This window comes from Alkalinema sp. FACHB-956 (genome assembly GCF_014697025.1).
GTDB lineage: Bacteria > Cyanobacteriota > Cyanobacteriia > Leptolyngbyales > Leptolyngbyaceae > Alkalinema.
Map to the genome: position 1 here is coordinate 560041 of NZ_JACJRC010000001.1, position 13633 is coordinate 573673.

Consider the following 13633-nt stretch of genomic DNA (forward strand, 5'->3'; position numbering starts at 1 on the left):
AATTTAGAGCCACCCCGTTTGACATCACAAACAAGAGTGGCTCGATCGAATGCTAAAATTCTCAACAAGCCTCCTTGCTGTTCACGCAGCGAGGGGGAATAGCTACTTGGGCTTGTGTCAGCAATCCCAGGTAGTGCCCTAAATTTTCAGGATCCCAGCGGCCCCATGCTTCCTACCTAACCATCACCTGAAAGAAGGATGTCCACGGCAACCGCTATGAAAAACCAGCCTACGAACAAACTCCTCCCAAGTCAACCGTACAGAACCAACAAAATATTAACCTTACTTCGATCGTAGAATTTTGCAGACCGATCGATCTGCGGGCTCGATCGAGCCTCCCCCCTAGCGAACCCCTAACAACTTATGGGTTTGCAAACTAATCCGCCACTGGGGATGCGCCAGCACATAATCAAACACCAACTTTTGACCCTCTGCACTCGTCCACTCCGGCTGCAAATACCGCACCACCGATTCCGGCGTCTTCGCCGACTGTTCCTCCGCCCAAGCAAAATCCTCAGACTGAGAAATCACAACCTTCAACTCATGCACATGGGCATAAATCTCCGCCACCGGCGGCTTAAACATTTTCGGCGACAGCGTAATCCAATCAAACCGCCCCGTTAACGGATGGGCACCCGACGTTTCCAAATGCACCCGCAAACCCGCTTGCCGCAAAGCCTCCGTCAACTCTGACAAATCATGCATCAACGGTTCACCCCCCGTAATCACCACAAACCTGGGATGACAAGACTGCGCTTCCGCAACTAAATCCGCAACGCCATGCCGAGGATGACGCTTATCACTCCAGGAAATCTTCGTATCACACCAAGGACAACCCACATCACACAACGCTAACCGAATAAAAAACGCATTCGCCCCAACCCAAGCCCCCTCACCCTGAACAGAATGAAACGTCTCCACGATCGGCAACAAATTCTGCAATTCTGAAGCAGATGATTTATCTACAGACAAACGATCATCAGTTACAACATCAGATGGATTAGAAAACATATTAGAAAAAGAAACCACAACAAAATCCCTAAAACAACAACTCAAACAAAACTAAAAGATAGAGCCGCACAATTTTCTAACACCCAATCAATCTGGAATTGCAATCCCTAACGATCCCCCAAAATTCCTGCGCCAACGCGCCACTGCGCGAGAAATCAGGAGAACTTTGAGAGAATTTGGCCCAATTCCCCCCTTATTAAGGGGGGAATTGGGGGGATCGAAAAACTTTACAGGTCTAACCGTATCGCACCCGCGACTTAATCATCCGTATACTCCGCCCAAGAATGCGGCGACTCAGAAACCGACACATTCAGCCTCACCCCATCGGGCAACATCTTCTTCGTTTTGTCGTAAATATACTTCGCAATCATTTCCGCCGTTGTCTCATACTCCGGTGGCATCACCTCATTCAGCACACAGTGATCCAGCCCACCCTTCGTCACATCCTTCTTCGCCCAACGCAACGTTCGAAAATCCGCCACCATCACCGGATGGGGACAATACTCCGACCCATGGAGCCGATCGCTTGTCGCCTCCAGCTTCACCGTATAGGTGTGACCATGGAGCCGACCACAAGGCCCGTTGTAGTCCCGGATTTGGTGGGCAGCAGAAAAATGAAATTCAGTGGCAAGTTTCCAGCGAGGCATGGGGAAATAACGACAATGACCTAACCAATCTTACCTAACCTGCCCGAGAAACCGTTTGCAGGAAGGTATCAAATTCTGACCGATCGGCCATGGCCACCTGCGCCCCCCGCCGGGTTGTCGCCAAAGCCCCCGCCACCGAACCCCACACCACCGCCTCCCGCAGCGACTTTCCCTCCACGATCGCCGTCGCCAATCCCCCCGCAAAGGCATCCCCCGCCGCCACAGAATCGATCGCCGTCACCGGAAACGCAGGCACAAAAAACTCCTCCTCCAGCGTCCGGCAAAACGCCCCCTGGGCACCCAGTTTCACAATCACCGTCTTCGCTCCCTGGGCCTGTAACCGCTGGGCAGCTTGCTGGGCCGTCTCCAGCGAATTCACCACAATCCCCGTCAACTGGCTAGCCTCCACCTCATTCGGCACCAAAATATCCACATAGGGATACAAATCCTCGATCGATCCCCCAGGGACAGGCGCGGGATCCAAAAACACACAAACCCCCGCCTGCTTTGCCGCCTGAGCCGCCTGCCGCACCGCCTCGATCGGCACTTCCAGTTGCAGCAAAAGCACCTTCGTCGTCGGCAGTAACGGGGATAAACGCTGCACCTCTGGGTCACCCACCCGATCGTTCGCCCCAAAAACACCCAAAATCTGGTTCTCCCCCGTATCCGCCACCGTAATCACCGCCACCCCAGAATGCATCTCCGGATCGATCGCGATCGCCCCAGTCTCCACCCCATAGGACTGCAAACTCGCTAACAACTCCTGCCCAAAGCCATCATTCCCCACCCGTCCCACCATCGCCGTCGGAACCCCCAGCTTCGCAGCGGCAACCGCTTGGTTAGCCCCCTTCCCCCCCGGCGTCGTAAAAAATCGGTGGCCCATCAGCGTTTCTCCCGCCTGGGGCAAGCGAGGCACCTGGGTCACCAAATCCATATTGAGGCTGCCAAAAACGACAATCGTCATAGCCAGATCGCCAACTCAAGCGGCTAAATTTCACCCCCAATTCTACCAGCCGCAAATCCTACCAACCCCACGATCCCGGCTCCCCCTTAAACGGCCCCACGATATCCTGGGTAATCCAACCCCCATAGAAACTCCCCGGTTGTGGCGTCACCTTCTCGCCATCCACATAGCAACCATCCATCGGAGCCGCATAGAACGCCACATAGTTTTTGATATCAGAAAAGGCAGGTGTCGGGTCAGAATAATACCAAGCGACGTTGGGCAGTTGGATATTGCCGATCGCTAACGTGTAGTAACGACCTTCGCCTTTCCATTCACAAAACGTTGTCCTCGGAGAAGGCAACAGGTACGTCTGGTTAATATCGTCTAACGGGATGTAATACACCGGGGGATGGCTCGTTTCCAGCACCCGATACGCCCTGCGAGTATCCGCCACAGTCACTCCGTTACAAATCACCTGAATATGCTTCGTCGTGGGCTCCAACCTTGGAGGACGGGGATAGTCCCAAACAGACTCTTGCCCAGGTTGCGGTGGAATTGGCTGTGGCTCTGGCATAACGAACGATCGAACAATTAGCTTATAGGAACAAAATACCTAGCCAACTCGTATCAAACTTGCTGGACGCATAACCAGCAACACTGATAGCAAGACAAAGTTACTGACTAGGTAGAAAAAAATTTAGCGGTAAATCGATGTAACTTTATCTAGCTCAAGTGTGATCTCAGTTAAATATTATACAACTCAAGTATTACACGAAAATTAATAGCAAGGATTAGTCGTTCAGCAAATCAATTCACAACAACCCAAGAAATCTCTTGGAAAACATTATGGCAATCAATTCTCAGATAGAATCTGCAACTTAATCCTTGATTCCCTCACAGGGAGCATACGTCTTAAGGAAGATCATAGAAAGATTACGGCAATCTACAACATTTAAGTTAAACAATCTAGAAACAACACGTAGCACAACAACTGAGTCAACAAACTTGAGTGAGCAAACTTAAATCAAAGAGTAGCAAAAGCGTAGAGCAAAACTAAAGGTAGATACCAAGTGTCAGTGAAAGCGTGTCAGTGAAAGCGTGTCAGCAAAAGCGTGTCAGTAAAAGTGACAACAAAAGTGTAGGCAAAAGTGTAGGCAATAAATGTAGACAACAAGTGTAAGCAAAGACGTAGACTATTGACCACGAGCCAGTAGCTATGAGCCAGAAAGTGAGAAACCACCAACTTAAGCCTAGAAGCCACCAACTAGGTCAATGACCCTTAATCTATCGTTTTCTCATTTGATAGAAGTTCTAGAATGTCACACTTTCCCAAGTGTCACTGTGATTTAATCCCCATATCACAGTGATTTACCTAGCTCTTTAGTGTGATAAAGGATGGGATAAATCCCTAGGAGCACTCCCCATTTCCCCAATTTATTAACGCCGTTCCGCGATCGCAAATCGATCGACCCCTTCCAAGTCTTTGAGTAGAGCAATTTTGCAATAGTCCCCTTGCTGGGCTAACGCCTCCACCACCGCATCCCCCTGTCCCGCCATCATTTCCACCAACCACACTCCCCCTGACTGGAGATAGGCCGGGGCCGTTTGAATTAAATCATGGATCGCGTCCAACCCATCCATACCGCCATCCAAGGCCAAATGGGGTTCATGGCGCACTACTTCCGGTTGCAGCGCTAAAACCTCCTGACTGGGAATATAGGGCGGATTAGACACCATTCCCTTTAACTGACCTTGTAGATTTGGCAACGGCGCAAACCAAGATCCCTGATAAAACTGAATACGATCGCGCAAATTCAACCGTTCAGCATTTTGTTGCGCGATCGCTAACGCTGCCGCACTGAGATCCACCGCATGAATGCGTGCCTGGGGCATGAGATCCGCCAGTCCGATCGCGATCGCCCCACTGCCCGTCCCCAAGTCCACCCAATCGCCCTCCGCCAACGTTGGATTCTGCGCGATCGCCGTTTGCACATAATCAATCACACATTCCGTCTCCGGACGCGGAATCAACACATCCGGCGTAACCCTCAATTCAAAGTGACGCCAAGGGGCCAATCCCACCAAATATTGCAGGGGAACACGATCGTGCAGGCGTTGCTGCCACTGGGTTTGTAGCGTTGCAAAGGGTACGCGCAGACCCACGCTAGGCTGCTGAGCCACCAAATTTAACCGCAAGGTGAGCCGATCGAGATTCGCAACAGCCTGCAAAAACCAATCCAGTTCGCTGGGTTCAACCTGCGCCTCGATCGCCGCCGCCAGAGCTGCTTTGCGCCACTGTTCTAAATCCGCACCGGACACCGAAAAAGGAAACATTGCCATTGTTCTGGTTCAACCCACCACTCAATCCAAACATTAGGTTTAAACAGTAGAAGCTATGCGGGCTGCCAGGGGAGCCAATCTTCATCTAGGACTTGCTCTAGGGTAAATTCAGGCTCCTCAGGAATTAAACGGGCCTCTAACTCACTTGCGTTGAGGAACAGTTTTCTAGCATTGCGATACTCCAGCAAAAAGTTGTCACGAAGATGATTTTTCAAGCTGGGACTATCTTTGAGTATGGCTTGCATTTGCAAACGGAAGTTAGCAACCTCAAGCTTCCAACCTCGGAAACACCGTTCTCGCTCAGATTCCCAATACCGCAGCTTAAGAAAATGTTCACACAACCGCATCAGGTAGCTAGAGATGGCTCGTTTGTCACTTCTCCCCAAGCTCTCGATCTCCTCAATTAAATTTTCTAAGTCAATTTGGCTAAAATCTTTGACTTTCAACTGGGCAACCGTTTGATCCAACCAAAGCTGATAATCAGTGTCATACAACGATGGCTGTTTGACTTTCACTTCAGATTGCATGATTGACCGCCTCTCTTAATGCCTTAACTGATACCAGGAGCAATTACGCCGATCGAACCCAAACTACAATCACAGCACATCAATCTGGACGATACCTCCCTCAACATTATCAATCTGTAATCGATAACCATAGAGCATTGCCATTCCTAGCAAAGGTTCTGTTTCTGATTCCGCAATGTCGATCGTGCGGTATTGCCCGTCCCAAATCACAATTCCAGCATAAAAATCAAACAAGACTTCGCTGCCATCACCTAAAGTTGCTGGATTGGAAATCGTCCAAGGCAATCCAAGACGAACGATAATTTCAGATGGCAAAGAGAGAAAGCCATCAAATCCGGTGTCAATCACAGTGTTGATAACTTCTTTCTGACCAGTTGAGTTACCAACTACAAGAGGAAGGGTAGCTTCACGATGCAGATTTACGGCTCCGTGTATCATTGACTCTTTCTCAAACTCCGCGAACCAAAATGATAAACGGCGTGATGCCCAATTCGGATCCCCCAAGGTTGAGCATCAGGAAGACGTTCAAAGAGTCGATCGGTAGCACCTATGACCGTTTCATCGACCTCAAACTCTCCAGTTTCAATATCAATAGCGACAATTTTGCCCTCGTTTCCGACTTCGACCTGCTGCCGAATACCGGACTCATAGAGTGCTTGTCCACGTCGAGCTATCTCTTCTTTACTATAACGTCGTTGACGAACTGTCATAGGGTTAACCTCGCTACGACTTGGACTCTTTTATTTTAGCTTGAGAGCTGTTGACACAGTACCTTGTAGCCTTTGGTGAGGCGGTGGGGCTTCTGGGCAGTCCCCTGGATACTTGAGCTGGGTGTCCGATCGACAGAGCAGAACCAAGCTGAATCGGGATCTATATTTGAGCACGAACGTCGATCGCCTGAAAGCCTATCCGAATTCTCCAGTGGGTTTGTTCTCAGTCTATGCTGACTCCTTCGACATAACAAGAGCCTATATAAAGCCTTCACTTAAGTCCTTAAAATAACTTTTCTAACCTTAGAATTTTTCTAGGAAGTTTACCTTTAATAAGTGCCGTTTTAATGACATCCATAGGATAGTTTGTTTTATCCACTAACTGTCTTAAATAACGTTCTGGTATTGGATCATCGTTAATACTGAATGTCCAAGGTCTTTCCCCTTGAAATTTAACCTTGTAGTGACTATCTCGATCTGGTGATTCTAGAATACCTCCGATTGTTTGACAATTTCTTTTTACATCCTCAATACTGACTTTTTTTTGGTGAATATCATTTGGTATTTCCCACTCATAAGCATCAGTGAGGATACCGATATTATCTGGACTAATTAAGGGGAAAAATCTGCATTTTTGGGGATTCGTATATTCATCGATGCACTGCCCTGCGAATCCATAAGCACAGGCTACACCAATGAAGAAGTCATCATTTTTATCAATACATTGATCATGGAGAAACAATATTTTTCCTAGCTCATCTGACCAAAAATCTAAAAGCCCTGTTTGATGCCCACACCTCTTAGGTAATGGATGTGAGTAATAAGTCAAGGCGGAATCACTATTCATGCAATCAAGATATTTACTTATGTCAACGACTCGTTCATCCTGGCGGAGAAGCAATTGACTTAAAAATCTATAAATTTCCATCAGTAGATTAGAATGAGTAGAAGTCCAATCAAATTCATCAATAAAGTCAGATAATGTTTGTGTTTTAGCTAGCTTAGCTCTACCATGACTAATAAATTCTTCCAATTCACCAAGCGCAAAGGCAACAATTCTCAGTTCTTCTTCGTTCCGTGGGAAACTGTGATCAAGTAAAATAGGAGACGGACAAAGCAAACAAGACATAGATAATCTCCAACTATCCCTGCACTGATTTCCTAAATCTTTTTTGTGCCCTTAGTAACCTACCGCTTAGAGAAATTGCTTCTCCAAAAAAATTATGTGGTAGATCAGGAACTGTGCCGTCTGACTGTACTGATAACTTATGTATTAGGGGGCGATCAGAGTCGGCATCAATGAAATAGATTCCACAGCTAGTCGCTAAATCTCCAGATTCATCTTCAGCTGTGAGGACTCTAATTGCATTAACAATATGCTCACTATGAGTTTCTAAGAGAATATGCTTTTTGGATCGAACCATAGCGATGAAAAAATCTGACAATCTGACTTGCAATGCTGGATTGAGGTGAAGTTCTGGTTGTTCGATAAGCAACATACTCCCTTGCTCTGCTAAAAGACCTTTCACAACTATTGGCAGAACTTGAGAGTAACCAAAACCGGAATCTGCTAACGAATAGCATTTTTGGTTAGCAGTTGATCTTATCCTCAACTCTACAACCAAGTCACTTGTCGTACGTACCTCAATTTCTGAGTTTTTTATATCTTGGGTAGGCTCTTTTCCTGTTCTCAGATAGTACAACCAAGAGTTAAGGGCTTTTGAGAGCGGTTCTTGTATAGGTTCGCCATTCGTGCAAGGAGGTATATTATACACACTAGAATTGTAAACTGCTTTTTCTCTCAGAATGTACGGCAAAGCTTCCCCAGTTGGGTCAATTCTTGGCACGGATTCAGAGTAGGACAAATAATACCTTTGTGGTGAGGAACGCAAAGGACCAACATAATGAATTTCATTCAGAGCATTGTTTAGGTCGATCATTGCCTCTCTTATAACTGGTGGCAATCTTGCGACCAACCATTGACTTTTCTCTGACAATTCTGATCCAATTTTACTAGGATTCTTGGTACTATCTTGAACCTTAGCAATGATACTGGAAGGGATGATACCTGGATGCGAAACCGAAAGCTTTACATACATCTTAGTTTTTGACTTTGGTACTATTGCATCTGCTGCTCCAATAGAGTTAAAAAAATTTTTCGGAAGTAATATTTCATAACTAAGCTCATCATCCTCATCGTCACTTCTCTTCACACTCCAGCAAAGTAATTTTTCATTGTTAACACTGATTTCGTATTTGGCTTCCTTCAGTAGTGCTTGAGGTGTAAATGATACCGTCCCCTCACTGCCTTCTATAACCTTCAATGTAGAAGTCTCACTAGATTTCTTACGTTTCCCTCTAACTATTCCAAATGTGAAGCTGGATTTAAGCACATAATCAACAAATTGATTCTCTCTCTTATCCCCATTAAAATGATCGCTAGAAATACTTCCACCTTCTTCAGTGTTCTTGTTCTCGGGCTTTAAAGCTAAAATTCTCTGGTAATAAAGAGTAGGCATTTTATCCGTGATAGTTACAGACAAGGAAATACTTCTCCGTGTCTCATTATTAGATACAAATGAAGAATAACTGCCTAAATCAACCTGATTCCCAACAAGCCTTAATCTTCCTTCCAAACCACCATAGCTTTCTCGAACAGCCTGACTCTGTTGTAGCAGTAATAGAGCCTTCAAAATCGTCGATTTTCCGGCACTATTGGTTCCGCAAAATACTGTCATGGGAAGAAGTGAAAAATTCCATCCTGTACCCTCAAAAATTCTTACATTTTCAAGTTCAATTGACGTGATCATTATTTATAGAGGCTAAGTTTAGGGGCTTGACTTACTATATAAACTTGACTTGCTATATAAGACTGAATGCTTCTTATCTAAATAATCGCATTCTAGAAAAAGACTCGCAACTATTTCTCCATGAGTGTGCTTCAAGTCAAACTAGAAGTTATGTAGATTTTAGCGGATAATTCCAAATGTGGCTGTTATTCTACTCACTCCGCAGCTAACTTGTGGGAAATCGTCAGATCAGCGATCGCTCTATCAAGTCCACTTCGTTCATGACTAGCATCACTACATCTGATGCAACAAAATCGTCTGAGCCAAAACAATTCGATCGCCGCTGTATCAAAAAAATAACCATCCCTACCGCCAATAAGGCAACAAGGGATGGCATCCTAATCATTCATCATCCGATGCAGGGTTCTCTACCAGAGCGATCGCTCCAAGAACCCGATGCATAACCGTCAATCTACTTCTTCGGAGCAGCAGGCTGGGCAGCCGGTTGGCCATTGGGAGCCGCCTTAGGTTGCTGCTGCATGAGTGATTGAATAAACTGCACTGCTTCCGCTGACGGTACCAGCACAATTTTTTCTAACTGAGGATCTTTCTGGGTTTGCATCGCATCCAACAACCCCTCCAACGGAAAGACCTGAATATCTGCCGTAGCCGCTAAATCCGGTTGTTGCTTCTTAAAGCTATCGAGCAATCCTTGCAACTGCTCCTTATCAAAGAACATCGGAATCACCGACTGATTCCCCTGCTGAATCGTCAAAAAGCCCTTGGCCTTATCCTTCCCGGCACGGGCTGCAAACAGAGGCGTTCCTGGAAACTGCTCAATTTTCTGACCACTTTGCTTCAACAACGCCGTCGCAGAATCCACCTGCTGCTTCGTCGGCACATAGACAAATTCCAGCTTGGCATCTTTACTATTGGCACTCTTGCGCTCCAGGTCATAGACCTCCGCCATCGACACCGGCACAATTTTGACATTTTTAGCCAAATCAGGATTTTGCGTCTTGAGGCGATCGAGGAACCCTTGCGCATCCTTTTGGCTCAAAAACACACCCGCCGCAGGATTTCCCTTCTGTCCATTGGGCGGCTGCGCAACCAGAGGCGCACCTTTAGAATCCGCGATCGTAAACACAGGAATCCGGCTCAGCTTCTGGGTAATTTGTTCGGGGGTCAGCGCCAGCACTGCAAGGCCGTTGGCGAGGACAGCACCGACTAGGGCACCGCTAATCAAACCTGCTTTCGTTGTCCAACGCACCAATGATTTCATTGAGATCTCCTGAAAATTACGCAATAAGGGCTAGATAAATCGCGCGCTCCACTGTCGGCTCGCTGTGACAAGGCTAGGGGAAAGGTTCATTGTGCCACAGACTGAAGACCGGGGTCTTAGTCTCCCCATTCTGCAAGATAGTGGGGTATCTGTAAATTTTTCCTTCGCACGATTCAGAATCAGACATTAAAACCAGTAGAGTGAGTGGAAGACTTGGACTTAGACCATAACTTGGGCTTAAACCATGACTTGAGCCTGAACCATGACTTGAACTAAGAGACAAAACTAGGACAAGCGCATCCTAGGGCAAGCGCATATTAAGACAAGCGAATCCTTCCAACCATTGGCTCCATCGTTATTCTGGCACTTCCCCACAAGAAGCAAGATCGAGCATTCGAGTTCCCCTGATTCTCAAAAACTTAGAAAAAGGCGAGAACAGTTGACAACGCTATCTAAAACGAGCCTGCCTGCCCCACCAATTTCCGCTTTTTGGCTGAGGCGTTCCACTGGTAGATTTTATAAATATGCCCTCGCAAGTCTGCACATCCTACAGAGAAGCCCTAAAATTCCACCGCACCCAAAACCACTTCCCAAAACCACTTTCCCAAACCCATTTGCTGAGATCTAGAACAAGCCAAGCACGAAGCCTCGCCAACTCTCCAGACTCACCTTAAATCTCTCCCTCAGCCAAAGAACCCTATCTCAGCCCAACTAGAAGCCAAGTTCTCAAGCCTCTGAATTTCAAATCGGGATGACAGGATTTGAACCTGCGGCATCCTGCTCCCAAAGCAGGCGCGCTACCAAGCTGCGCTACATCCCGTACTGGCACTCAGAGATTATAGCAAAAATTTTAACAAGTTTGAACAATCCAAATCTTCGTTAGACTAAGAGTTCAGCTCAAAGAGTTCAACTCACAGAGTTCAGCTCACAGAGTTCAACTCACAATTTCAGCCCACAAGTTCAACAACCTCGATTGTAACTGGCGCAATTTCAGCCCTGTGCCTTTTGCCGAACCATCCTTGCCCAAATCCTTTGTACCCGCTTGGGGAGACGATCCATTGTGGTGCACCGTTCCAAACCCACCCCTAATCCAACAAACCCGCCCCAGCGCAAGGGTTCTGCCCCCGCACGACTCAAATCAGCCAACTGGTTACTAAGCCAACTGCCCGGATTGAGCGAACAGGATCAAGCAAAACTACGATCGCTCAACATCACCACCACCCATCAACTCTTAAAAACCGCTTGGACAGCCACCGCCCGCGAAGCCCTAGCAGCCCAACTCAATCTCCACCTCCAACATGTGCAAAAGTGGGTTGCCCTGGCCGACCTCGCACGGGTCCCCAGCGTGGGCTGCCAATACAACGGGTTACTCCTCCATGCAGGAGTGGCAACGGTAGAACGCCTAGCCCAATTACAAGCAGGCCAACTGCACCGTCAGATCCTTAAACTTCAAGTCACCATAATGCAACGCCCGGATCTCTGCCCTAATGCAGGTGAAATATCACACTGGATCCGTCAAGCTCAACTATTACTGGTTTACGAACGTCAACCGTGATCGAAGCTTTCCTGATCGATCGGGGCATATTGAATCAAGACCGCACTGAAGGCTAGCCAGAGTCTAGGGATTTTCCGCTAGATCAATCGGGGTACCAAAACATGCCCTTGATTCCCTCGGGATCAGGCATAAAGCCAAGGTTGCGGTAGAAATCTACCACATGGGGGTCTGCGAATAGAGTAATGTTGCTAATATCTTCGCCGCGCAACTTTTTAATCATAAATTTCATGAGTGCCTTACCCAGCCCCTTGCTTTGGAAGTCAGGATGGACAACCACATCCCAAATGGTGGCATTAAAGGCATGGTCAGAGGTAGCACGGGCAAACCCAATCATCCGTCGCCGGACGCCCCGTTGCTCCCACATAGAAACCACCATGAAACTGTGCTGAATAGCCTTTTTGACTTTGCGCAAAGGGCGACGGGACCAGCCCACCGCATCACACAGTTCTTCTAGTTCGTAGAGATCAATTTCTCGATCGACACTAAAAAAAATTCGTGGAGTCGAGCGATCGTCGGTTGTTTCGACGGCAGAATAGTTCTCTAGCGCGACGGTCTTCGACGCTGAGGCTGTTTCAGGCCCATTGAATAAGCTTTTCCAAAAACCCATGCGATCGCGGTGGAGGTCAATAACGTGGAATCAGTACTAGCTAGTATATCGTTCGGATGATTGGCATCAGGTATTTCCCATGGGGCATCTTAATCTAGACCAACAGAATTGATCTTGACAGCCTATGAAGCTACAGAATTTCCCAGAATTCTGCGCTGACGGTCGCAAGACAAGCATAATCTAGTATGCAGAATCCAGTATGCAGACCTAAAAGCCGGATTAGACCACCAATCTCAATAGGACGCTGGTTCGATCGCGGGACGAACCACCCCTGCGATCTAGGCTGGATAAATTTCTTGTAATGGTCAAAAAATAGTCGATCGGTGGATGGCCCCGTCTGCTGTTTACCAGAATTGCTTCTCTTTCGCCCCACCCTTTCCTTGATACTGCACTGAAACTTTTTCCCTATGGCCTTGGGTCTCAAGCAATCCACCCTAGAACTCTTGAAGCGCTTTAACCGAGCGTTTCCCCAGTTCTATGAGCAGTTTGTCAGCAGCGAAATTCAACTGCAAAATCTCCGGCTAGCTTACCAACTATACAAAACACGGCAAGCAGTCATCGAACTCAAACCGGAGGGAAGCAAAAGCGCACTTCATTTTGCCTATCGCAATCAGTCGTTTCTCCTCAGTGACATTTTTGGGGTGCTGGCCGCCTATGGGTTAACCATTCATAGCTTGAGTCTGTACGGGCAAATTTATCCCCCCATGCTCGTCTTTATCAAGCTGATTGTTTCTCGCAGTGGCAAAGCCCTGACAGACAAGACCGCAGAAAACGTATGCCGCGCCATTCGGGAAGCCTTAGCAGGCCGCTTTGAAGTGGAAGAAATGCTCGCGGTCGAATTTAATCTCGATGCAGGACTCGAACAGGTTGAAACCGAGTTCTATGTGGATCCAGTATTTCACCTACCCGCCTTACTCATCGAAGCCGATAACCAACCCGGTCTGTTCTACAAAGTGATGTATGCCATTTGGCAGGAAGATTTGTTGGTCGTCAATGCCAACTTACTGGTGTGGCGCGGGCGCACCCGCTTAATTCTCTATCTGCTGGGGCCCAATGAAAGCTTGATCCCAGAATATCTCGGCCAAAAAATCGCAGAAGGAGTCAAGCAACGGCTATTGGGTCGCAGGTTTTAGCACTAATGGTTTCTTGGCTAACATTTCTGCTTGTTTTTGACCATTTCTGCCAATTTGCGTCCATCCCAAGGCTGATCTGGCTAATT

At 47.3% G+C, this 13633-nt stretch carries 14 protein-coding genes and 1 tRNA gene; 2 read left to right on the forward strand and 13 right to left on the reverse strand.

From position 1 onward, the window contains the following. Positions 1 to 342 precede the first annotated feature (342 nt). From H6G21_RS02295 to H6G21_RS02350, 12 genes are all read right to left on the reverse strand, one after another. Positions 343 to 972 (reverse strand): 7-carboxy-7-deazaguanine synthase QueE, encoded by a 630-nt coding sequence (locus H6G21_RS02295; RefSeq protein ID WP_242041590.1) that lies wholly within the window; start codon positions 970 to 972, stop codon positions 343 to 345. A gap of 296 nt (positions 973 to 1268) precedes the next feature. Continuing rightward, positions 1269 to 1658, reverse strand: a complete 390-nt coding sequence (locus H6G21_RS02300) for a 6-pyruvoyl tetrahydropterin synthase family protein (RefSeq protein WP_190570033.1) — start codon at positions 1656 to 1658, stop codon at positions 1269 to 1271. A 34-nt stretch (positions 1659 to 1692) separates the two neighbouring features. Further along, positions 1693 to 2622, reverse strand: coding sequence for a ribokinase (gene rbsK, locus H6G21_RS02305; protein WP_190570034.1), 930 nt, complete (start codon positions 2620 to 2622; stop codon positions 1693 to 1695). 58 nt (positions 2623 to 2680) lie between these two features. Then, a complete protein-coding gene (locus H6G21_RS02310) occupies positions 2681 to 3178 on the reverse strand; it encodes a DUF427 domain-containing protein (protein ID WP_190570036.1) in 498 nt (165 codons plus the stop codon). An 863-nt stretch (positions 3179 to 4041) separates the two neighbouring features. Continuing rightward, positions 4042 to 4944: a peptide chain release factor N(5)-glutamine methyltransferase gene (gene prmC, locus H6G21_RS02315; RefSeq protein ID WP_190570038.1), complete on the reverse strand. Its 903-nt coding sequence runs from the start codon at positions 4942 to 4944 to the stop codon at positions 4042 to 4044. 53 nt (positions 4945 to 4997) lie between these two features. Continuing rightward, positions 4998 to 5471 (reverse strand): DUF29 domain-containing protein, encoded by a 474-nt coding sequence (locus tag H6G21_RS02320; RefSeq protein WP_190570040.1) that lies wholly within the window; start codon positions 5469 to 5471, stop codon positions 4998 to 5000. A 69-nt stretch (positions 5472 to 5540) separates the two neighbouring features. Next, positions 5541 to 5909 carry a clan AA aspartic protease gene (locus H6G21_RS02325; RefSeq protein ID WP_190570042.1) on the reverse strand — a complete coding sequence of 123 codons (369 nt, stop codon included), beginning with the start codon at positions 5907 to 5909 and terminating at the stop codon, positions 5541 to 5543. Beyond that, entirely contained in the window at positions 5906 to 6181 is a 276-nt protein-coding gene (locus H6G21_RS02330) for a hypothetical protein (protein WP_190570045.1), read from the reverse strand. The genes H6G21_RS02325 and H6G21_RS02330 overlap by 4 nt, the downstream gene beginning before the upstream one ends. A 283-nt stretch (positions 6182 to 6464) precedes the next feature. Continuing rightward, positions 6465 to 7310, reverse strand: a complete 846-nt coding sequence (locus tag H6G21_RS02335; protein ID WP_190570047.1) for a hypothetical protein — start codon at positions 7308 to 7310, stop codon at positions 6465 to 6467. Between the two features lie 13 nt (positions 7311 to 7323). Further along, positions 7324 to 8991 carry an AAA family ATPase gene (locus H6G21_RS02340; RefSeq protein ID WP_190570049.1) on the reverse strand — a complete coding sequence of 556 codons (1668 nt, stop codon included), beginning with the start codon at positions 8989 to 8991 and terminating at the stop codon, positions 7324 to 7326. A gap of 451 nt (positions 8992 to 9442) precedes the next feature. Continuing rightward, complete coding sequence (locus tag H6G21_RS02345; protein WP_190570051.1) at positions 9443 to 10252, reverse strand: Tic22 family protein; 810 nt, start codon at positions 10250 to 10252, stop codon at positions 9443 to 9445. 746 nt (positions 10253 to 10998) lie between these two features. Further along, positions 10999 to 11072: transfer RNA gene (locus H6G21_RS02350), tRNA-Pro, on the reverse strand. 240 nt (positions 11073 to 11312) lie between these two features. Between H6G21_RS02350 and H6G21_RS02355 the strand changes: the two genes are divergently transcribed. Further along, a complete protein-coding gene (locus H6G21_RS02355) occupies positions 11313 to 11807 on the forward strand; it encodes a DUF4332 domain-containing protein (protein WP_347277964.1) in 495 nt (164 codons plus the stop codon). Between the two features lie 82 nt (positions 11808 to 11889). Here the strand turns inward: H6G21_RS02355 and H6G21_RS02360 are convergent, their stop codons facing one another. After that, the gene (locus tag H6G21_RS02360; RefSeq protein ID WP_190570053.1) at positions 11890 to 12414 is read right to left on the reverse strand and encodes a GNAT family N-acetyltransferase; all 525 of its coding nucleotides are present in this window, start codon (positions 12412 to 12414) and stop codon (positions 11890 to 11892) included. A 407-nt stretch (positions 12415 to 12821) separates the two neighbouring features. Between H6G21_RS02360 and H6G21_RS02365 the strand changes: the two genes are divergently transcribed. After that, complete coding sequence (locus tag H6G21_RS02365; RefSeq protein WP_190570054.1) at positions 12822 to 13547, forward strand: hypothetical protein; 726 nt, start codon at positions 12822 to 12824, stop codon at positions 13545 to 13547. Positions 13548 to 13633 lie beyond the last annotated feature (86 nt).